The organism is Anabaenopsis elenkinii CCIBt3563, from assembly GCF_015245355.1.
Taxonomy (GTDB): Bacteria; Cyanobacteriota; Cyanobacteriia; order Cyanobacteriales; family Nostocaceae; genus Anabaenopsis; species Anabaenopsis elenkinii.
This window is the reverse complement of record NZ_CP063311.1, coordinates 1296904-1318324: the sequence shown is the minus strand read 5'-3', so window position 1 is coordinate 1318324 and position 21421 is coordinate 1296904. Positions and strand designations below refer to the sequence as shown.

Here is a 21421-nt window from a genome sequence, read left to right as displayed (position 1 = left end):
GCCAAAGAAATCTATAAAGTTGTGGATCTGGCAGCTTTCAAATTAATGAATCCCGTTCGCGGGATTGAAACTAGCACGGGTGCAAGCAAAAAGCAAGCAAGAAGAAGGCTTTCAAATTAATGAATCCCGTTCGCGGGATTGAAACATCTTATGTTTGACATTAAATTGTTTAGCTTTGAATCCTGAAATATTTATGGCGACTAATGAAATTTTTTCTATGGTGTGCGATCGCCTCCTCCCTCGTCTCATCTCAGGAAAACTTTCCGTAGAAGACTTAGACGAAAAAAGTTAAAATTTATCTAGGAGGTAAGCTATATGTAAAAAACAATTCCAGAAATTTATTTACAGAATAGTTGCCTTATTCAATCATCAGGAAAAATCATCATGGTAAAATCAGCCCCAAAGCTAATCACGGTTGATGAATTTATTGCTGAATACGGCGATCAAGAAAATTATGAACTAATTGATGGGGAATTAATGGAAATGGAACCAACCGGACCCCATGAGCAGGTATCATCCTTAGTTGGGCGCAAACTTAATGTAGAAATTGATCATCAGGACTTACCATACTTTATCCCCCATCGCTGCTTAATTAAACTATTAGGAACAAATACAGCATTTCGTCCCGATGTTATTGTTCTAGACCAAACACAACTAATTAATGAGCCATTGTGGCAACAAGAACCAGTTATTACATCATGTAAATCTATCAAACTAATAGCTGAAGTCGTCAGTACCAATTGGCAAAATGACTACGCCCGTAAAGTCGAAGATTACGCCTTACTGGGTGTCCCTGAATATTGGATAGTTGATTATTTGGGTATAGGTGGTAGAGAGTATATTGGCAAAATCAAGCAGCCTACTGTGACAATTTGTAAATTAGTAGAGGATGAGTATCAAAAGCGATTGTTTCAAAACAACGATCAATTGGTATCCTCCATTTTTCCTAATTTGCAATTAACAGCAAAACAAGTCTTTACGGCTGGGGGTGCTGTATTTATCTAGTTTCCCTAAACTATGCCTAACTTTATCTGTGAAGATGACATCGAACAAGCCGTACCCCGCAAATTAGCACAGCAGCATGGTTTTAAAATACTCAACTGCTACACCGTCAACCCTGACGACTTAAAGGACTGACACCACACAGATAAACCAGATGTAATTTTTAGCGATCGCTTAAAAGCTGCGTCCTTACGCCTCAAACCCAGCATAACCGTCAACCCTCAACCAATAATCATCACTCAAATACCACCGTTCTATTAGAATAGACTAATACCCGATTTTGCAGATGTAACCGTACTGCTCTAGCTAAAACAACCCTTTCTAAGTCTTTACCCTTTCTAATTAAATCCTCAACTTGATTGCGGTGACTAACTCGCACCACATCCTGTTCAATAATCGGACCTGCATCTAAATCAGGTGTAGCATAGTGCGCGGTAGCGCCAATAATTTTTACGCCACGTTCAAAGGCGCGGTGATAGGGATTTGCACCGATAAAAGCCGGTAAAAATGAATGATGAATATTGATGATTTGGGGAAACCGAGCCACAAAATCTGCACTAACAATCTGCATATATTTAGCTAAGACTACTAAATCAATCTTGTATTTCTGTAGTAGTTCTAGTTGTTGGGCTTCCTGTTCGGCTTTATTATCTTTGGTAATAGGAATGTGATAAAAATCAATGCCAAATTGCTCTGCTACTTCTTTGAGGTGAGGATGGTTACTAATAATTAAGGGAATCTCTGCGGCGAACTCCTTGGCTCTTTGTCGCCAAATTAAATCAAATAAACAATGGTCTTGCCGGCTCACCCATATGGCAATACGTGGTATGGTATCAGAAAAATGTAGTTGCCATTTTGCATTTAAAGGTTGGGCGATCGCATTAAATGCTGGGCCAATCAGTTCTCGTGGTAAATTAAATCCCTCTAACTGCCATTCTATCCGGGTGAGAAATAATCCAGCGGAAAAGTCTGTATGTTGGTCTGCATGGATAATATTACCACCATTAGCATAGATAAAGTTGGCAAATTTGGCAACTAGTCCTCTTTCGTCGGGACAGGAAATGAGTAAGGTGGCGGTGGGTTGGGTCATGTAAGCTGGGTTGATGTTTAATTTTTCTGTGGCTGCTTTTTATGTTTTAATGTGGCGATCGCTTAATTTTTAATAGGTTCATCTTCAGGTGTTATGTCTTTTGGTTGTTGCCATTCTGAGAGTTCCCGATTTACAGCATTTTGAAAATCTGTGGATACAAGTATGACATTTATCTTACCATTTTCTTCTTGATTGTCGTCAGTTCGAGCATATAAAAACCGACTGTTAAAGTCAGGGTTACCTAAAATTAGTTGGTGTGTTTTCTGGTTTTTCAAGTTAATATTAATGGTGGCTAAGGGTTGAGTCAAACCGAATCCATCTAATTGATTAGGTGTAATTTCTAATGTGCGATCGCTTTGACCATTAACTAATAAATTAGTTAAATAAGCAACGATCGCATCATTAGCTGGTGCTGGGGTGGGGGATGTTAATAACCATTTAGGTTGTGCTGATGGGGTGTTGCGTTCTAACTTAAGGTTAATATCTTGTTTCTGAATTGTTAAAGCTCCTATCTCATCTTCTGTAAAGGAAAAAATTCGCTGGTTTTGCGCCTGCAATTGTTCTCGCTGGGTTGTACCTTGGATTTCGTAGAAATAGACAAAACCACCCAAACCCAGAGCGAGAAAGATTAAAACTAAAGTTGTGCGTGGTAATTTCATATCTTTAATTTCATATCTTTAATTTTATATCTTTTGATTATCTCCGCTTCCACCAAATAATAACCGCTGTTACTAACCCCAATAATGGTAATAGTAATAAAGATGAGAGTGCTAACAGATTAGCTTGGAGAATGGTCAAGTTAATCCGGCGGTTTGTGGGTTCTTTGGGGCGAATAGAAAGGGGTTGTTGGTCTTGTTGACTTAACCAAGTGACGGAGTTAAGAAACACATCTCCATTCAGTTGCTGTTGAAATAAGCCATCAGTAGCAAACTCCGAATCTCCAATGATTACTAACCGGGATTCCATGGTCGGTGCTGGTGGGGGTGTTTCTTCCTTTTCCGGGGGTGTGGTTGGTATGGTTTTAGTTAAAGCGACCCCTAAAGTCAGGGGTCCGGGGATATCTGTTTGGGGGTTAAAGTCTAATTTTTCGCTGTTGAGGTCACTTTCAGCCCAACTGTTAGGATAGGGTTTAGTTTGTAGTAAGATGGTTGATTCAATTCCATCTACAGGTTTAATTTCTATATGTCTTGCTAATTGATAGAAGGAAATACCATTACCAAAGTCTTGTGTAATGGGATGTTGTCCATAATCTGTGACAATGGGAACAGCTGGGCCAAGTCCTACAGCAGATCCGGAAACATCCACGGCTAAACGATTGTCTAAAATAACACCCCATTCTTTGAGTAAACTGTCGAGATTGGTATTAGTATTGGGGTCAATCATTAATAGGACATTTCCACCGCCATTGAGATAATCTTGTAAGGCTTTGACCTCGCTATCAAATAATTCTCGTTTGGGACCTGCTACGACGACAACCGCTGCATTTTCTGGAACTTGGGATTTTTCTACTAAATTCAGTGGTAATACAGTATAATTCCTATCTCCTAAGGCCTGGATGGCTTGTGAAATTCCCCCCTGATCGGATGTTAAGGAATGTTCGCCATGACCTTGCAGAAAGTAAACTGGAGTGGTGGTTGTGCTATTAAGTTGTTGCAGACGATTTGTGAGTCTAATTTCTGACAGACGTTCATTGATCGTTAAGGTTTGCACTAATTGGCGGTTATCTCCAAATTCTAGGTACACTTCCCCATAGTCTTTAACACCAAATTTGTTTGCTAGGGTTGGTTGAGCTTGGGGGTCTATATACTCAAATTGAAATTGGGAATTTTCTCGCCGATAGTTTTCTAGTAGTTCCCTGTCCAGAGGATTTCTGTTATTATCAAATATCCATACTTTGACTGGTTTTTCTAATCTCCTGACTAATTGTTGAGATTGGGGTGCTAGGCTAAATAATTGGGTTTCTGTTAAGTCTTGACGCAGGTAATAACGAGTACCTAAGAAGTTAACTAACCCCACAATTGCGAATACAGCTACAATGGCAATCAGAGCATTAGTACCCGCTTGGGTGGAACGACTATTCCACCATTGATTTTGGTGAGTTTGCAATATTATCCACAAGGTAAGGGTAATAGTTCCTGCAATCAGGAATATCAGGGGGATAATTCCCCAGGTTTCCGCTACTATTGCAGATGTTACGCCAACAGCGAGTAAAAATAAGCCTAGGAAAAATAAGTATTTTCCCAGTTGATTTTTTTTTATAATTTTCATGTGTGATTACTCATTGGTTTGATAATTACCGACGGTGAAAGCGCAGTGCATCAATTGACTGGGCTGTGAGAAAGATCCCCAAAAATATATAACTACTGAATAAAATCAAGGCGCTGGTATCGAAAATACCTTGAATTAGGGTATTGTAATGTTTTAATAATGAGAAATGACCTATTATTTCTCCCATGGTTCCACCGATACCTTTGGCAATGACATCAACAAATAATAATAATAAAATTACGGCGAAGGTGAGGAGAGCAGATAAAATTGTGCTATCGGTGAGGGAGGAAATAAACATTCCTAGTGATAATATTGCCGCAGCTAGCAAGATTAAGCCCAAATTCCCTAGTAAGGGAATTGTTGGCGACATGGGGGGATTGGATGCACTGATGGCGATCGCCTGCAAGATGAATAAGGGTACAATCAGGGTGGTAAAGAATGTGAGTACACCTAATAATTTACCTACTGCTACCGCCCAGTTAGTGACTGGTGAGGTGGCTAACAGTTCCAAAGTACCCAGCTTTCGTTCTGACCCATACAATCCCATGGAAAACATAGGTAATATAAATAACAGTATCCACCCCAATCTATCCAGGAAGGCGCGGATAAATTCATAGGGGACATCTATGGGTGGTATTGGTATATTTAGTTGTTGTGCTTGGAGGTCTAGTTGGGCAACAGTTGGTAAAATCCCATTTGGACCTACTAAAATTGTCACAAAGAATAACCCGGCTATCAACCAAAATACACTGGCGATCGCATAGGCAAAGGGAGAGATAAAATAACTCTGGAACTCTCGGCGATAAATGGCAATAATATTACTGAGCACTATACCCATTGAAGCTGTTTCTCCTTAGTTTGGTGAATCGGAATCTAGATGCTTTTCTGCTGTAGTCAGTTGCAAAAATACATCTTCTAGGGTAGCGCTGACACGTCGCATTTCATGTAATCGCCAACCTCCACTGACTAATGTTGCAGCAATATCTTTTCCCGCTTCCACTCCTGGTTGGGAAATTACCCGCAGCTGGGTGCGGTTGTGATGAGATAAGTCATTACCCAGAGGTTCTACCAAACTTACACCGGGTATATTTTGCAAGGTTTGTGTTGCTAAACTACTATCTCCCTCAATTTCTATTTCATATCCTGACCCACCTGATAACTGGGTCATGAGGTTTTCTGGTGTGTTAGTAGCGACAATTTTACCGCCGTTGATAATGGCGACACGGGTACAGGTCATACTCACCTCTGGCAAAATGTGGGTAGACAGAATAATAGTGTGAGTACCAGCGAGACTTTTAATTAAATTGCGGACTTCAATAATTTGTCGGGGGTCAAGTCCCACGGTGGGTTCATCTAAAATAATTGCTGGTGGGTCGTGGACGATGGCTTGAGCAATGCCGACTCTTTGACGGTATCCTTTAGATAGTTTGCGGATAATTACTTGGCGCTTATCTTCTAAGTTACAGCGTTTCATCGCTGCTGTGACTTTCTGGGTGCGATCGCCCGGGGGAACACCTTTAATTCTGGCGACAAAATGTAAGAATCCCTCCACGGTCATTTCTGGATATAACGGTGGTGTCTCCGGTAAATAACCAATGCGTTGGCGAACTGCGAGGGAATTTTCATGAACATCAAAGCCAGCAATTGCGGCTTTACCCTTGGTAGCTGGTAAATAACCGGCTAAAATTCGCATGGTTGTAGTTTTACCCGCACCATTAGGTCCTAAAAATCCTAAAATTTCCCCAGGTTCAACCCTAAAGGTGACATCATGAATAGCTGGGGTAGAACCGTAGGTTTTACACAGATGTTCTACTTCAATCATGGCGTGACTGGTAACAAAATAGAGAATACCCAATCATCTTAGATCACTTGAGGGCTGATCCTCATCTCTAGTGCTGGGAGTGGGAATTAAGTAACATACAACAAAAGGTTTCTCATCTCTCCTTGACTCTTAGAGGATGTTTGGAAAGTATTAAACAGGTAATTTTTATATTAGGGAACAGGGAACACCGGAACAGGGAACACACCGAAGGATTGGGAAGGATTGGGAAGGATTGAGGAACACGGTTCGACTTCGCTCACCGACCGCACAAAAAACAATAAAATCCAGTCCCCTCCCCTTACAAGGGGAGGGTTAGGGTGGGGTAAAACAATAGTTGATACACTAATCATGACTTATCAAACATCCTCTCAGGAGGAGGTGGGGTCAGGTTCCATATTTGCTCAAATCTGCACTATGTCCAACCAACGCACAATTAAAAGTATATACACTGATGGCGCTTGCACTGGTAACCCTGGTCCTGGGGGTTGGGGTGTGGTAGCTTATTTCACTGATGGCGCAGTTCATGAAATGGGTGATGCTGCCAATTATACGACTAATAATAAGATGGAGATGACAGCGGCGATCTCCGCTTTAAAATTCTTCCATACATCTGGACAAGCTGAACCAATTACCCTATACACCGATAGCGAATATCTGATTAACTGCGTCACCAAGTGGTTACCAGGATGGAAAAAAAAAGGCTGGAAAAAGGCTGATGGTAAACCTGTCCAGAACCAAGACCTGTTAGAAATTCTTGATGAACTTAATACTCAGAAAATAAATTGGCAGCACGTGCGCGGACATTCTGGTAACATAGGTAACGAGCGGTGTGATGTGATTGCTCGCTCATTTGCTAGCGGTCAAATTCCATCTCTACAAGAATTATCTCCTACTAATTCCTACAAATCTTTACATTCTTTAGGTGAAGGAGACGGGGAAGAGGTAGCCTGTTATGAGTCTAAATCTACAATACTTCACAAAAGTACACAAGAACACAGTACTTTGATGTCAGATATAAATGCCATGGAACCATCCACTGCACTAGATGCGGGCACAAATCAGGAACAGCTATCGACAACCAGGGTCAAACAACTGAGAAACTTGGTGGAGACGCTGCGTATAGCTGATGAGATTGCGGAAAAAGGCTATTTAATCACTAGTTCGGAACTAGCAGACTTGATGGATGTCCACGCCAGCGCGGTCACTAGTCGAGGAGACGAGTGGCGCTGGCGCAACTGGATTGTGTCACGGGTCAGACGGGAAGGAAATCAAATTCTCTGGGAATTAGAACGGGGCGATCGCCTAGAAACGGAAAATGAAATATAAGTGAGTAATCAATTATACTGCCTCCCTCGCCATTCCCTGGGGGTGCGCAATGCTGAGAGAAAGATTCGCAATACAGCTAGGGGGTCAGCTAAAGGAGAAAGCCAAAATAACCAACCACCTTGAGCAGTTTTGCGATCGTATGAAGGTGCGATCGCAAAAACCAGAGCAAAACGGATGACCAACAGAAATATATTTAACCCCAATAAGAGGGGGTGGGAGGAAAGTAACAAGCAAGTAGGGACAAGCAATAGAGGTAAACCTTGCACTGCAAAGAGTAACCATAAATCGCCCCACACTTGACCAGGTAGAGATGCGTCTTTTAAATCGAGACTGCGCCCCCACTCCTTCCAAGTTTCCCTTGCGCCCTCATACATCCGCACCTTGAGCACCTGGGAGCCATCCAGAAAGCCGACTTTAAACCCTTGCTGTGCAATATGTCGCGCTAAGGTGACATCATCACAAAAAGAACTACTAGCACTAGTATAACCACTGACGGCAGCCAAAACAGAACGGCGACACAAAAAGCATTGACCATTAGCCATAACCCTTTCCGGCTGGGTGGTGGTAATTCCCGCCGGGTCGAAGCGATAAAGCAAAGTCATTAATAATGCTGGTTGCAGCCAACATTCACCGGGATACTTGAGAATGAACTGGGGTGAGAGGGAAATTAAATCATATCCTTGGGCTTGTGCGGTTTTGACTAAACTAGCAACTAGTCCCGGATGTGGTTGGGTGTCAGCATCCATCCCCAGAAACCAGTTACTTGCTTCGGAACTTTGCAAAAATCCGTTGTGTAAAGCCCAGGGACGACCTACCCAATTAGGGGGTAAGGGGTCATCTGTGATTAACCGAAAACGGGGGTCTTGCTGCTGTGCAGTTTTAACTAAGTCCGGGGTTCCATCTTGGGAATTACTATCTACGACAATAATTTCCCGCACTTCGTAACTTTGGCGGCTTAAGCCAGACAACAGGGGACTAATGCGCAGGGCTTCGTTAAGGGTGGGAACTACAACGCTCACACTACCCAGGAGTTCCGGTGTTGGCTGTTGGGGTGATATGGGGGGATACCTTCTTGGCCCCTTCAACAGACGGGAAAGTAAAATCGCCGTTGCTGGTATTTGAATAAGTAGCAATAGAAAAGTTATGACGCTTTCTACTGTTAAAGCGTTTTCCACAATAAAAATATCTAGCAATGAAAATGGTGATTACACAAGAAAATTGGGCAGGAGACAGGGGTTTTTGGTTGTTTTCGGTAGTCTTCCTGTCCCCTAAATTTTATTTCAAGGCAACTTTGATATTTGCCACTGACATTTGGTTGGTGGTTGATTGGGTATCAGTTTGGTTAGATACTGCTGACCCTTTTAACCACAGTGCTAGTGCAGGGGCTACTCCTAGGAAACAGCCCAATACTACGGGGATGGAGAATCCCGCAGCTAAACTCATGACTGTAGCAAAGCCAAAGTTGGCTAAATATACTACTAAGGGTAGATTGAGCTGCGATCGCTCAAATTTGATGGGGTTGTTTTTCCATAGTAAGGCGGAGACGGTCATAAATACTGCACCAGTACCCCACCAACCCGCAAAGTTTTGATAAGGCATTCCAAAGAAAGCCCCCGGTTGATGCCAATACCAGAAGGGTAGAGAAGTTTGGCTCATGGCAGGATCAAGCACAAAATCCCAGGAAGTTAACAGTAAAGAACCTAAAGCAATAGCAACAATATGTCGCCACCAGCTGGGTTTTGTGTCCACTTCTAAACCAGCACGGGCTAGTAGGTAAGAAACGCATCCCAAATAAAACCATGATAGGGGAATTGTAAAGGGCACTAAACCAGAAATTTTATAGCCCAAGCCGCTCAAATAGCTGTAGTGACCGAAAGGAAATCCTGTACTGGTTCCCAGTAGTTCACTGGTGAGGGAAATCAATATTGCTGGCAGCATAAATGCCAAAATTCTCCCTAACCCCAAGGTACGCATACCGTACAAAAATACAGCCGCGGTTCCCAAGATCATATAGACCACACCACCCCCAGCCATACTCCACTGCATGGCAGTTTGTCCAATTTCAGAGAAATGGAAAATTACTTCGGCATTCGGTACTACTATTAGTATGCCTACCAATCCAAAGACCATTGACACGATATGGCCAATTAGGCCTACGCGCTCCGCGATTACAAGTTGTTTCATGATCAGTCCTTAACAAGATGTGACGTGTGGCTGCTGGGCTGTTAATAGTTTACAAATATTTACGCAAATATTTAACTAGTTTGTACCATTATTCCCCTGGAAGTTGTTAATTTTTCTGAGTAAGTGCATGATAACCTATTAAACTTATACTGTTAGCTCTAGACAAAATGTATATGGGGTGTTAGCAGTATCGGTATGACCCTAGAATGCCTAGACCAACTAATCTTAGTTTTAAAACACTGCCTTGGATGTCTTTAATACTCGTCTCACTGAGTTACACTCGACTAGGGCGTGTATTATCCCAGACTCAAGCCCATTTTTACCTGTGGATATTAGTTATAGTAGCTATTTTAATTTTGGTGGCGAGCTTAACTGTTCCTGTGTCGTCCATCTCAAAGTATTCTAGTCTATTAGTTAGCTCAAATCTTAGGTCTTTTACTGTTGGCATTCTTGCTGCCTTATTATTTTTTCTGATGCTGGCTTGGTTCGGTATATTTCTGGATATGTTGCTGATTATTTGTGCTGGTATCTTAGGGAGAATCGACTGTCAAACCGCTGGTCTCACACAATTACAAGCTTTTTTAATTATCTTGCTCTTTTCATTAGGGGGGTTAGGTTGCGGTCACTTACTACACTTACTATCTTCAGGTTATATGTAGTGGTTGGAGAGGGTGGGGATTACCCACCCACGCACATCTAAACGGTAGCTGTCTCTGCTGGGGTTGCAACTGGATAAACACTAACTTTTTTGCGGTTTTTACCTTTTCTTTCAAAGGCTACTAAACCATCAATCAAGGCAAACAAGGTGTCATCGCTACCAATACCAACATTGTTACCAGGGTGAAATTTGGTTCCCCGTTGACGTACGAGAATGTTTCCCGCTAGTACGGTTTGACCACCGTAGCGCTTGACTCCCAAGCGTTGAGCATTAGAGTCGCGTCCGTTACGAGTACTACCTGTTCCTTTCTTATGAGCCATAATTACCTCTTGGTTTTCTCTATATTATTATTCAGCTACAGCTTCTACAGGGGAATTTTCGGTAGTGGGATCGGCTGATACCTCTTCTGGAGCGGTAAATACTGCTCCATTCAGGGTGATGGAGTCAATCATCAGTCTAGTAATTTCTTGCCGATGTCCCCGTTTTTTACGGGTTTTCTTTTTCGGCTTCATTTTATATACTATGACTTTGCGGCCTCTCAGATTCCGCACAACTGTTCCCTCTACAGTCGCCCCTGTTACTAACGGCTGTCCTATGGTGACTTCGCCGTCATGCTGCACTAGTAATACTGAATCTATTGTAACTTTTTCGTCGGCTTCGATATGGAGAAGTTCAATATCGTAAAAGCGACCTGGCTCAACTTTCAGTTGCTTGCCGCCAGTTTCAATAATTGCGTAGGTCATGAAATTGTCCTTGAAGTTGCCGTACAGGTAGCTGGCTTTAAAGGCGATCGCTCGCTGTTGCTAGCTTTTGTGTATGTCTACCTGATCCGAGCAGGAATAAGACAGACAATCTATAACTATACTTACATTAAGGCGTTTATGTCAACTGTAGTGATGGTTTTATTTGAGTTATATATATTACTCAAAAGTGTTGAGTGTTGAATTACTGATTCAAAACTCAACACGGTAACTGGTTAATTTCTCGCCCCTAACTTTTGACCAACACCATTTTTTTGTGCTGGGTCGTCTGCGGGTAATTCCACACCAAAAACCCGCCCAAAAGCTTTTTCTACTTTGTAGCCAGAATCAATGGACTCTAAGGGGTCTTTGCGGAGTCTATGACGCAGACATAAAGTAATGACACGTTTGATATCATCAAGGGTGACTTCGGTGCGACCTTCAAAAGCGGTTAATGCTTTGGCGGCGCGGTTACTAACGATATCACCACGCAAACCATCCACATCCAGTTCTGAACAAATTTCCGAAATTTTCACCCGCTGCTCATAGTCAAGGGTAACTTGGGGTAACAAATTCTGAGCACTGACAATTTTTTCTTGTAATGCTTCCTGTTCAGGTTGATATTTTTGTAGAAATTCAGCCGGATTTTGGTCAAATTCCGCCCTTTGTTCCACAATCTGCACCCGTAAAGCAGGTTCTTTGACGGTGTGAATTTCTGCGTGCATCCCAAAGCGGTCTAACAGTTGGGGGCGTAATTCGCCTTCCTCGGGGTTACCAGAACCTACCAGCACAAACCGGGCTGGGTGGCGAATAGAAATACCTTCCCGTTCTACAGTATTCCACCCACTAGCGGCGGAGTCAAGTAGGACGTCTACTAGGTGGTCGTCAAGCAAATTGACTTCATCTACATAGAGAATACCCCGGTTAGCCTTGGCTAGCAGTCCCGGTTCAAAGGCTTTCACACCTTCAGATAAAGCTTTCTCAATATCGATGGTACCACAAACTCGGTCTTCTGTAGCTCCCAATGGCAGGTCTACCATTTGGACTTTTTTATGAGCTATGGGTATTTCCGCCCCCTGTTCCACCATTTGGCGAACTTCATCGCTCATCACGTCGGGGTCGTTGGGGTCACTATTGAAGGGGTCATTGGCCACCACTGGAATTTCCGGCAATAAATCGGCCAAAGCCCGGATAGTCGTGGATTTACCGGTGCCGCGATCGCCCATAATCATTACACCACCGATTTTGGGATCAATCACGTTTAACAACAGGGCCAATTTCATTTCTTCCTGGCCTACAATTGCTGTAAATGGGAATACCACGCGACGCGCACTTGCCGTGGATTGAGCAGTTGGAGTCACTAAATTACCTTAACAATATTTTGCTTATTACCGTTCTCTATTGTGCCACAGTTAGGAGGTGAATAAGCGACTACAGCAGCTGGGTAATTTGAAATTAGCCTCTGATGTGGTGACATTGCATGGAATCAGATGTGAGTTCACAGTCGATCCCGTTAATTTAAGTACATCCTTAATTTAATTGAAATATCCCCCATGGATCAAAAACTGAGTTTAACTTGTACCCCAGAGTTCTCCACTCATCAACATCCCAGTTTTTCCACCGTACAGTTATCTGGGAGATCATTGATTATCCTCGGTCTAGAACTGTTACTAGCAATACCTCTGGGTTTAATCTTAGTCACATTACACGTGGGCGGAATTGCTTGGCTATTTGGCGGTCTGGCCTCTGGTGCCATACTTTTACAAATATGTCGGATTTTATATCAATATAATCCCCCGCCTAATCGCCGGGCCCGCAAGGTGGGAATGGCCCTTGTGGGCTTGACTGTGGGTGCATCAAGTAGTGGTAGCGATTTAACTACCTTGGCTTCTGGGATTCCTGTATTTCTTTTTCTGACTTTATTCTTAATAGTTTGTGGTATCTGCATTGGCTACATCTACTCACGCTTGAGTCGAACCAATTTATTAACCTCTATGTTGGCGACGGTTCCCGGTGGTGTAGGAGTTATGTCATCTATTGCTGCGGATTATAATCGCAATGTCACCCTTGTAGCTTTAGTTCAGGCTATTCGGGTTACATCAGTTGTATTACTGATTCCATTCATTGTAAGGTCGTCTGTTGCTGATGTGATTAAGTGGCAAAATTTACCTGTGAATGGACTACTTAATTTTGATTTATCTCAATTGGGCTTACTGTGCTTGGCGCTGCTAATTACCACTTTAGTGGTGTATCTGGCTGGTTTATGTAAACTCCCAGCTGCGGAGTTTTTTGGTGCATTATTAGTTGGTCTGGGGTTTAATTCTTTGCTCCACTGGATACCTGTTTGGGGTGATGTGACTTTTAATCCCCCTGGGTTGATGAAGTTATTAGGCCAAATGCTTCTGGGAATTACCATTGGTGAATATTGGGGAAAGAAACCTAATATTGGCACAAGAGCCATTAGTTACGGTTTTATGTCTGTGGCTATGACTCTAGCTGCTGGTGCGATCGCTGCTCTGCTAGCTATGCAGTTAACTTCTTGGGACTGGTTAACTTGTCTACTGGTTACTGCACCAGGAGGAGCGCCGGAAATGATTCTGGTATCCCTGACATTAAATCATGATGTCGAAATTGTCACCACTGGTCATTTAATCCGACTGATTGCTATTAATAGTTCCCTACCCCTGTGGATCTTTTTGTTTCGCCGTCTTGATAGCCAAGTTTCTCAGTCAGTTTAATTCCCCAATGTTTCCATGAATAATCAGCAAGAATTAGATGCTCACCAATGGGTCAAAACTCGTTCTTCCCTTGAACCCAGAAAATCTACATTTCTCACCTGGACAGGTAAAATTTACAGTTTTATCCCTGGTGAGAACAGAAAACTGCTGTTTCAAATATCGGGAGTCAGTGTTAGTAGGTGCATTCCCACAGCACAAGATAGCTGGGATTTTACTTCTAGGGAACTTACTTACTATTTAAGTCCCCAAACCGGGGAGATTATCCGCCACTGGGAAAATCCCTGGACAGGTGAAACAGTACCTGTTATGCATGTAGCAAATAATCCGGTGCAGGGAAAATTTCAAGGTAAATTTCCGGCACAAGTAGAGGGAGATACTACAACTTTTGTTTTTGATATTTTTCCCACCTATCCTAATCCACTGGCCGCAGATCCTAAGTTTGCCGAATATAGCCCATATCCAGTTTATCAGGCTTCGGAACTATTTAAATTGGCTGTACCCACAGTAGATTTACTTAACTCTCAACTAGCCTCAGTATCCCATCTGCGACTTAGTTGGGATAGGATCGGTCCATGGTTACCCTGGATGAAAATGGGCGATCGCCCTGGTTATCTCATTTACAGTGCTTCCGGGAGTAAAGTAAATGATTTTACAGAGTTACCTGAGTTGATTCAGGATGAAATTAATACTCGTCTCCCTCTGTACAAGGAAGCCCCAAAGGCTGTTTTAGATGCTGAGGATATGACCTCGTGGCTGTACTTCCAAAAACACTTTCAGGCTTACCTGGCTGGTGCAATTTTCCCCTTAGCGGAAGCCGAGGAGTGATGCTCGTTAAAATTTCTGCATATTGTGACTGTGGGGGTCAAAGCCTCGAGAAAACCTGGTGCTGTCATCATAGCAAGCCCCTGTTAAATCAGCTCCATACAACTTGGCTAAATTCAATTTCGCTCCCCGGAGATTCGCCTGGGTCAGTTTCACCCCAGATAAGTTAGCCCTGGTTAAGTTGGCTCGCGCTAGGTTGGCTTGACTCAGGTCTGCTCCCCACAGTTTGGCTTGGGCTAGGTTGGCTTGACTGAGATCCGCTCCCCACAAGTTAATTCCCGGTAGGTAAGCGCCTATAAGTTTGACTCTATTTAGCTCGGCGGCGGGAAAATACCTCTGACCTGCGTTATAAAGTCGGATTAGTTCGTTAGCATCCATGAGTTTCTGGTGTGAAATCTCTATTTCTAGGATAATCTGCAATAATTTTTAACGCAGGGAAATTACTTCAAAATCAAAGGCACCAATCAGGCGGTTATCAATGTAAACCTGTATTTGATGCTGACCACCAGGATCTCCAGGAACCATTGTCCAAAAGTTTTCAATAGTACCATCATTAGTATACACTGTCCGCGTTGTTACAGCTTGCATACTATCAGCTGATAAGGATAAATTTTCTCCATCCTCTGCAGACCAAGTTTCCGGAGGTTTTGGCAATCTTAGTACTTCCCTCCATGTGACTTGACCCCGGTAATTCTTTAGTTGAATCCTCCATCCGTATTTACCACCTTGGTATAGTAATACTCTGGTTGTTGGGGTAAAGGTACTTTGACCTTGGGGGTCAACTCTGAGTACTCCAAACTCTGCTTTACTGGGGGTAATCAGTTGAGTGTTGCTGGAGTGATAGGACTCAATACCATTATCTGCTAAAGAAGGCAAGGCTACAGAAACTATGAACCCACATATCAATACGGAAGAAGTTACTACAATCCTCGCGGCCCAATTTCTCTTTACCACAGCAAATCTTTTTGGTCGGTTACTGCTATATATTCATCTATTCTACTTGCTTTCCGGGGTCGCGATTATTTGTTTATGCTATCAAAACATAGTGGGAGCGTGAGAACCCCTACGCTTTAGCGAGGGGATGAAACGCGACTCAAGGGGATTTATCCCCATGTTTCCTCATTTGATACACTAAAGGGAACAGGGAACACCGAAACAATAAAATCAAGTCCCCTCCCCTTGATCAACCGCCAATCCCTAATCTTCCCGCCACACCGGGAGTTAAAGGTAACAGAGTAGTAATCATTAAAAACAGTGCTAATAAACCTAAAGCGGCTCTAGCATCATCTGGTTCCGTGATTTCATTTAAAGTCGGACGTTCCAAATCCCTTTGTAACAAGAAAATCACCACTGCCCAGTAAATAGCCAGGGGATTGCCTAAAGAAATCAGACCCAGTAGAATTAAAGTTGCTGTAGTTGCGCGTCCTGCGGTTTTGCGGCCATAAATTGCTTGGACAATCCGACCACCGTCCAATTGTCCAGCTGGCATTAAATTCAAAGCCGTAACTACCAATCCTAGCCAACCAATCACTACCAGGGGATGGACGCTAACCGTAGATGATTGTAAAGCCGAACCCAGAACCACCCGCGCCAAACTACCTACCAAAATAGAACCTTGGAAAAACTGATTAGGTAATTGAAATAAACTACCAGGGTGGGAAAGTAGCAAACCACTCACCAACATTAATAAAGAGAGAATACCACCAGCAGCCGGCCCTGCCAAAGCAATATCAAATAGCACCTTACGATTAGGTAACAGAGACTCAAAGCGAGTAATTGCACCAAAAGAACCTATTTGCACAGCTGGTAAAAAGAAAGGCCAGCTCAAGCGGACTTGATGACGACGAGCTACTAACCAATGACCGATTTCATGAGTTGCTAAAATTGCAAATATCCCCGTAGCAATGGGTAAAGCCTCAGCAAAGCGTCCGGGATTGGTAAAAAAGTCAAAATTCAGCAACAATCCCGCTGCTTCCAAGCTGGTAGCGATAGTGGCGACCAACAGAATCACTGCAAAGAACTTCTGCTGTAATGACATCGGACGGGGATCATTACGGCTAGGTAAAATAATTACCACCGGTTTACCCTCCGTACCATCCACCAAAAACAGCCGATATTTATCCCCCAATTTGGCTTGTAAACTCGCAGTTAGGTTTTTGTGAACTGCTTCCGGTTCGCCACGCATATTACCTTTAAAAATCGCCCCCTCTTGATAAGAGATAGTTTCCGTGGTAAAAAACGTATCAATACCAAAAATAGAGCGAATAGCGCTTAAATCTTCCTCTGGAATTGGTACAGCTTCAACTTTCAGTTCTGCTAATACCACTTGGGGAGTATTTTCCGCTGTAGGTGAAGAATCCGCAGCTAACCTTTCGGTGGCGCGTTGTTTAATAATTGCATCTTGTCCAGCTGCGCGTAACTGTCTACCTAAAAAGACATAGAACCCAGCAGAAGTTACCACCAAAATCAATATACCAGCTATATTAATGTCAATGCCAGCGGCAAACAAACCAAAAAACAGTAACCAAGGAACCATCAACACCACTGACTGTAACCAGGCTAAGATTCCCAGTTTCCCAAAGGGTCTAGCGCGATAAAACCCCCAACCTAAAATACCCAAAGCAACTAATAAAATTATTCCCACAATGGGAATCTCTGACACAGTAAACATTTGCAAACCCTTCACTGTCAAAAAAATTAGCCTGAACTAGTCAGCCGTTACAGACATTATAAGGAAAATGCTCAATCCCCCTAAAAAATCATCACTCTCCACCCCTGGAGGGTTCTGAGTGAAATAACCCCAAAAAATCAAACAAACAATGAGCCACCTGTAACTTAGACCCCAGTAGCACTTCTGTTTGATTTCCTTGTTTATCTAAAAAAACCGCCTGATTATTGTCACTACCAAAACCGCTCTCAGGTTGATCAATAGGATTAGCAACAATGACATCTAAATTTTTAGACTCCAACTTAGCCCGCGCTGGGGTGATTATATCCCCCGTCTGTGCTGCAAACCCGACTAATACCTGTGATGGTTGTTTAAGTTGTGCTAACTCGGCAATTATATCTGGTACTGGTTCCAAGGGTAAACAACTGGGGAGCGATCGCTTAGGTAACTTCTGTGTACTATAATCTTTAGGCTTGACATCTGCTACCGCCGCCGACATAATAATTATTGTAGCGTCCTGTAGGTGAGATTTCATCGCCCCGTCCATAGACTCTGCACTGACTACAGGTATACCTTTCACCCCCAAGGGTACTTCCCAACTAGCTGGACTATGTACCAACGTGACCTTTGCTCCTCGGTGCATGGCTGCTTGTGCTAAAGCCAGCCCCATTTTACCTGTAGAGGGATTACCAATAAACCGCACCGGGTCAATATATTCCCTAGTTCCCCCGGCACTAATTAAGACATTCTCACCAGCTAAATCTCGCTTACCACCAGTATGTAACAGAGATTGGATATAAGTTAAAATTTCCCCGGGTTCTGCCATTCTCCCCGCACCAATGCGATCGCAAGCCAACAGCCCCGACCCTACACACATACCATGATATCTACTATCTGTCAATAACTGTTGCCAATTGCGCCTCACCGCCACCTGTGCCCACATATCAGTATTCATAGCGGGTGCTAACAACACCGGACAACTAGAAGCGAGGACAGTATTTGTGAGTAAATTGTCAGCCAGACCACAAGCCAACTTAGCCAAAGTATGAGCCGTCAAAGGGGCAATTACCAATAAATCCGCCCATTCTCCCAACTCAATATGTAAGGGTCGCAGGTGACTTGCTTGCCAAAAATCATCATCTGTGTATGCACAATGGCGAGAGAGAGTAGCTAAAGTCAAAGGGGTGATAAATTGTTGTGCAGCTTGGGTAAGAATGACCCTAACTTCTACCCCAGTTTTAAACAACCTAGAAACTAATTCACAGACCTTGTAGGCGGCGATCCCACCACATACAGCAATCAGCACCCTTTTTTTTCGGTTTGGGGTTTGCCCTTGGAGATTGAACATAATCAGAAATTAGGAGTTATGTGATAACTCCTAATTATCAAATTATTATGCTTCGTCGTAGCCTTCTAAATCCAAGAGATAGATATAGGGTTCAACCAACTCAGGACGCTGAAAGGCGATCGCACGCAATAGATGCCAATCATTTAAACCCTCAAAAGCATTGCTGTAATTATCTGCTTCCAAACGATTAGCCAACTGTTCTACATCTGCCGTAGTCATCACAGAAATGTTTTTCTGAGAAATGCTTAAAGTTTTCACAATGCTTGCCCCTCCCTTATGCAGAATTCTTACCAGAACCTCCGTAACGTGGAGACCCAGCATGACTTGGGTTGTAGCTCTAACGCTGCCACCTAATCTATCTTACTCATTAGAGAAGCTATATTTCCGAAAAAATTCCAACTTTTTGGCCATAATGCGGAAAAAAATTGTACACCAGACTACCCAATCACATTAACCACGAAATTGCGTAACACATCTAACATATGGGGTTGAATTTCATGGCCCACATCAAACTCATGGTACTGCACCGCCCCCCCCAGACACTCCATAAACTCCCGTGCTTTCACAGCAGCCGCCAGTGGCACAACTTGATCATACCTACCATGCATAATTAAACATGGGGTCAAATTACCTTGAACCGTGGTTGCTAAATCTGGATGTAAATATCCACTCATCACCACTAAACCCCCTAAAGGCAATTTTAACCCCACATCCAAAGTCATAGCCCCACCCTGAGAAAAACCACACAAAATAGTCTGGGACAAAGGTACACCAGTAGTACTCTCCAAAGATTGCAACCAACCCATTAACAATTCCCGACTTTCGGGCAAACCTGCATACATATTTTCCATTCTGAGGTCATACCAAGCCCTACCAGTAGAAGAATTGGCAAAAGGAAACGGTGCATTAGGAAACAGAAACTGGTAATTAGCTAACTTAAAAAACGGTGCTAAAGATGCTAGATCCTTAGCATTAGCACCCCAACCGTGTAAACAGACAATCAGACCGGCGGGTGCTGCAGGTGCAACCAGGGGAAGAGAAATAAACTCTAGAGACATTACTTTTGTGGATATAAGCGCTAGACAGATAACCGGACCAGGGAAACTTGAAACTTTGTACGAATTAACACGAAACAATGGGGCTGATGAATGCCAAGATCAAAATAAACCAGCCAAAAGTATTGAAATTAATATGCCAGAACTAGGTGAATCCATTGCCCAACACTACCACGAACGGACTAAATACGATCCTCAGACTTTGGCCTCTAAATCTCAGGGTTTAGACTGGGCTAAACAACCAGTACCCTTTAAAGATTACAAAATTGGTACAAATTTTGACCTCAAGCCCTATATTCAAGAAACAGCACAGACATTACTCCATAACCCCGATGCTCAATGGTGGCGCAGAATTTCCCGGTTATTGTTTCGCAGTTATGGACTCACAGCCAGAATGCCTTCCATGGGGAGTGCAGTATACCTACGAGCCGCACCCAGTGCGGGGGGGTTATATCCCGCAGAAGTGTATCTAGTTTCCCGTGGTACCCGGTTATTACCACCCGGATTATATAACTACCAATGTCGGGATCATTCTCTGATGCATTATTGGGAAAGTGATGTCTGGCCAGCTTTGCAGTCAGCTTGTTTTGACCATCCAGCCATGCAAAATACCCAATTAGCAATGATCATTACCGGGGTTTTTTATCGTTCAGCCTGGCGATATGAGGATAGAGCCTACCGCCGCATTTTTTTAGATACAGGGCACTTGCTGGGCAATATTGAGCTAGCAGCAGCCATGAATGACTATCGGCCCCACTTAATTGGTGGTTTTGTAGATGAAGCTGTGAATGACCTACTGTATATTGACTCGGAACAAGAGGGAGCCTTAGCTATTCTCTCCTTGGCAGATTTATTAGATATCGAACAAAATTTACCACCAGGATGTACAGCTTTACCCTCCATTAGTGAAACTAATTATCCCCCCATCCCCGATGGTGAATTACTCAAATACTTTCACTCCCGCACCCGAATTACAGCAGATGCAACTCATCAGACTTATTTACCTACTCCTAAGCCAGAGAATCTTTTAGAAGATAAATACAATTTTCCTTTCTGTCTGAAAGTTCCCACCGCTACCACTCCCATTAACTGGGGAGCAAAACTGTCAGGTTTAGAAACAACCATGTACAAGCGACGTTCTACCCGCGCCTACAGTGGTGATGATTTAACCTTGGATGAACTTAAAAGTTTACTTGACTTCACCTATCAACCCCAAAATTACCTCGACCAAGGTTTAGATAGTTCTCCCGATTACTTTGACACCAACCTAATTGAAACATTTATTGCCGTTAGTGGGGTGAATGGTTTAGAGTCTGGCTGTTACTATTACGCCCCCAAAGCCCAAGAATTGCGACAAATTCGCTTCAAAAACTTCCGCCGAGAGTTACACTTTCTCTGCTTGGGACAAGATTTAGGCCGGGATGCTGCGGTAGTCCTATTCCATACCGCTGATCTTCAATCCGCCATCGCTCAATATGGTGATCGCGTTTACCGTTATTTACACATGGATGCTGGACATTTAGGACAAAGGCTAAATTTAGCCGCCACCCATTTGGGCGTAGGCGTCAGTGGTATTGGTGGCTTCTTTGACGACCAAGTGAATGAGATTTTAGGCATTCCCTCTGACGAAGCCGTGATATATGTCACCACACTGGGAAGACCTAGGTAAAAAAAAGCATGGAAAAACCCACCTTTGTGGG

At 43.2% G+C, this 21421-nt stretch carries 22 protein-coding genes and 1 CRISPR repeat array (1 of these 23 cut by a window edge); of the genes, 6 read left to right on the top strand and 16 right to left on the bottom strand.

From position 1 onward, the window contains the following. Nucleotides 1-145: a CRISPR direct-repeat array (repeat unit 37 nt; unit sequence CTTTCAAATTAATGAATCCCGTTCGCGGGATTGAAAC) (it extends 2562 nt beyond the left edge of the window). A 239-nt stretch (nucleotides 146-384) separates the two neighbouring features. Then, the gene (locus tag IM676_RS05910) at nucleotides 385-1005 is read left to right on the top strand and encodes a Uma2 family endonuclease (protein WP_200989348.1); all 621 of its coding nucleotides are present in this window, start codon (nucleotides 385-387) and stop codon (nucleotides 1003-1005) included. A 232-nt stretch (nucleotides 1006-1237) separates the two neighbouring features. On the opposite strand, the gene purU is transcribed toward IM676_RS05910, so the two are convergent. The 5 genes from purU to IM676_RS05885 form a co-directional block, all read right to left on the bottom strand. Continuing rightward, nucleotides 1238-2092: a formyltetrahydrofolate deformylase gene (gene purU / locus IM676_RS05905; RefSeq protein WP_200989347.1), complete on the bottom strand. Its 855-nt coding sequence runs from the start codon at nucleotides 2090-2092 to the stop codon at nucleotides 1238-1240. A 62-nt stretch (nucleotides 2093-2154) separates the two neighbouring features. Then, the gene (locus IM676_RS05900) at nucleotides 2155-2751 is read right to left on the bottom strand and encodes a DUF4340 domain-containing protein (RefSeq protein WP_200989346.1); all 597 of its coding nucleotides are present in this window, start codon (nucleotides 2749-2751) and stop codon (nucleotides 2155-2157) included. A gap of 37 nt (nucleotides 2752-2788) precedes the next feature. After that, a complete protein-coding gene (locus IM676_RS05895; protein ID WP_200989345.1) occupies nucleotides 2789-4360 on the bottom strand; it encodes a GldG family protein in 1572 nt (523 codons plus the stop codon). A gap of 25 nt (nucleotides 4361-4385) precedes the next feature. Continuing rightward, the gene (locus IM676_RS05890) at nucleotides 4386-5198 is read right to left on the bottom strand and encodes an ABC transporter permease (RefSeq protein ID WP_200989344.1); all 813 of its coding nucleotides are present in this window, start codon (nucleotides 5196-5198) and stop codon (nucleotides 4386-4388) included. 15 nt (nucleotides 5199-5213) lie between these two features. Beyond that, complete coding sequence (locus tag IM676_RS05885; protein WP_200990098.1) at nucleotides 5214-6182, bottom strand: ABC transporter ATP-binding protein; 969 nt, start codon at nucleotides 6180-6182, stop codon at nucleotides 5214-5216. 414 nt (nucleotides 6183-6596) lie between these two features. Here IM676_RS05885 and rnhA point away from each other — a divergent pair, with 414 nt between their 5' ends. Further along, nucleotides 6597-7508 (top strand): ribonuclease HI, encoded by a 912-nt coding sequence (rnhA, locus tag IM676_RS05880; RefSeq protein WP_200990097.1) that lies wholly within the window; start codon nucleotides 6597-6599, stop codon nucleotides 7506-7508. Between the two features lie 8 nt (nucleotides 7509-7516). Here rnhA and cruG read toward each other — a convergent pair whose 3' ends face one another. Further along, the gene (gene cruG, locus IM676_RS05875) at nucleotides 7517-8683 is read right to left on the bottom strand and encodes a 2'-O-glycosyltransferase CruG (RefSeq protein ID WP_200990096.1); all 1167 of its coding nucleotides are present in this window, start codon (nucleotides 8681-8683) and stop codon (nucleotides 7517-7519) included. Nucleotides 8684-8783: 100 nt separating this feature from the next. Continuing rightward, nucleotides 8784-9692 (bottom strand): gamma-carotene 1'-hydroxylase CruF, encoded by a 909-nt coding sequence (cruF, locus tag IM676_RS05870; RefSeq protein ID WP_200989343.1) that lies wholly within the window; start codon nucleotides 9690-9692, stop codon nucleotides 8784-8786. Nucleotides 9693-9898: 206 nt separating this feature from the next. Here cruF and IM676_RS05865 point away from each other — a divergent pair, with 206 nt between their 5' ends. Continuing rightward, on the top strand, nucleotides 9899-10351 hold the full coding sequence (locus IM676_RS05865; RefSeq protein ID WP_200989342.1) for a hypothetical protein: 453 nt from the start codon (nucleotides 9899-9901) through the stop codon (nucleotides 10349-10351). Between the two features lie 37 nt (nucleotides 10352-10388). Here IM676_RS05865 and rpmA read toward each other — a convergent pair whose 3' ends face one another. The 3 genes from rpmA to bchI form a co-directional block, all read right to left on the bottom strand. Then, entirely contained in the window at nucleotides 10389-10670 is a 282-nt protein-coding gene (rpmA, locus tag IM676_RS05860; RefSeq protein ID WP_200989341.1) for a 50S ribosomal protein L27, read from the bottom strand. Nucleotides 10671-10697: 27 nt separating this feature from the next. After that, nucleotides 10698-11093 carry a 50S ribosomal protein L21 gene (rplU, locus tag IM676_RS05855; protein WP_200989340.1) on the bottom strand — a complete coding sequence of 132 codons (396 nt, stop codon included), beginning with the start codon at nucleotides 11091-11093 and terminating at the stop codon, nucleotides 10698-10700. A 233-nt stretch (nucleotides 11094-11326) separates the two neighbouring features. After that, the gene (gene bchI / locus IM676_RS05850) at nucleotides 11327-12451 is read right to left on the bottom strand and encodes a magnesium chelatase ATPase subunit I (RefSeq protein WP_200989339.1); all 1125 of its coding nucleotides are present in this window, start codon (nucleotides 12449-12451) and stop codon (nucleotides 11327-11329) included. 192 nt (nucleotides 12452-12643) lie between these two features. On the opposite strand from bchI, the gene IM676_RS05845 reads away from it, so the two are divergent. Both IM676_RS05845 and IM676_RS05840 read left to right on the top strand, forming a co-directional pair. Further along, the gene (locus IM676_RS05845; protein WP_200989338.1) at nucleotides 12644-13828 is read left to right on the top strand and encodes an AbrB family transcriptional regulator; all 1185 of its coding nucleotides are present in this window, start codon (nucleotides 12644-12646) and stop codon (nucleotides 13826-13828) included. A gap of 15 nt (nucleotides 13829-13843) precedes the next feature. Next, on the top strand, nucleotides 13844-14653 hold the full coding sequence (locus tag IM676_RS05840; protein ID WP_200989337.1) for a DUF1838 domain-containing protein: 810 nt from the start codon (nucleotides 13844-13846) through the stop codon (nucleotides 14651-14653). A 6-nt stretch (nucleotides 14654-14659) separates the two neighbouring features. On the opposite strand, the gene IM676_RS05835 is transcribed toward IM676_RS05840, so the two are convergent. The 6 genes from IM676_RS05835 to IM676_RS05810 all read right to left on the bottom strand — a co-directional run bounded on the left by IM676_RS05835 (nucleotide 14660) and on the right by IM676_RS05810 (nucleotide 19724). Continuing rightward, nucleotides 14660-15028 carry a pentapeptide repeat-containing protein gene (locus IM676_RS05835; protein ID WP_200989336.1) on the bottom strand — a complete coding sequence of 123 codons (369 nt, stop codon included), beginning with the start codon at nucleotides 15026-15028 and terminating at the stop codon, nucleotides 14660-14662. A gap of 48 nt (nucleotides 15029-15076) precedes the next feature. Next, the gene (locus tag IM676_RS05830) at nucleotides 15077-15604 is read right to left on the bottom strand and encodes a hypothetical protein (RefSeq protein WP_200989335.1); all 528 of its coding nucleotides are present in this window, start codon (nucleotides 15602-15604) and stop codon (nucleotides 15077-15079) included. Nucleotides 15605-15833: 229 nt separating this feature from the next. Continuing rightward, complete coding sequence (locus IM676_RS05825) at nucleotides 15834-17321, bottom strand: site-2 protease family protein (RefSeq protein ID WP_200990095.1); 1488 nt, start codon at nucleotides 17319-17321, stop codon at nucleotides 15834-15836. 91 nt (nucleotides 17322-17412) lie between these two features. Next, the gene (coaBC, locus tag IM676_RS05820) at nucleotides 17413-18666 is read right to left on the bottom strand and encodes a bifunctional phosphopantothenoylcysteine decarboxylase/phosphopantothenate--cysteine ligase CoaBC (RefSeq protein ID WP_200989334.1); all 1254 of its coding nucleotides are present in this window, start codon (nucleotides 18664-18666) and stop codon (nucleotides 17413-17415) included. A gap of 45 nt (nucleotides 18667-18711) precedes the next feature. Further along, nucleotides 18712-18924, bottom strand: coding sequence for a protein IsiD (gene isiD / locus IM676_RS05815; RefSeq protein WP_200989333.1), 213 nt, complete (start codon nucleotides 18922-18924; stop codon nucleotides 18712-18714). 179 nt (nucleotides 18925-19103) lie between these two features. Beyond that, on the bottom strand, nucleotides 19104-19724 hold the full coding sequence (locus IM676_RS05810; protein WP_200989332.1) for an alpha/beta hydrolase: 621 nt from the start codon (nucleotides 19722-19724) through the stop codon (nucleotides 19104-19106). A 133-nt stretch (nucleotides 19725-19857) separates the two neighbouring features. On the opposite strand from IM676_RS05810, the gene IM676_RS05805 reads away from it, so the two are divergent. Beyond that, the gene (locus IM676_RS05805; RefSeq protein WP_200990094.1) at nucleotides 19858-21390 is read left to right on the top strand and encodes a SagB/ThcOx family dehydrogenase; all 1533 of its coding nucleotides are present in this window, start codon (nucleotides 19858-19860) and stop codon (nucleotides 21388-21390) included. Nucleotides 21391-21421: the final 31 nt, after the last annotated feature.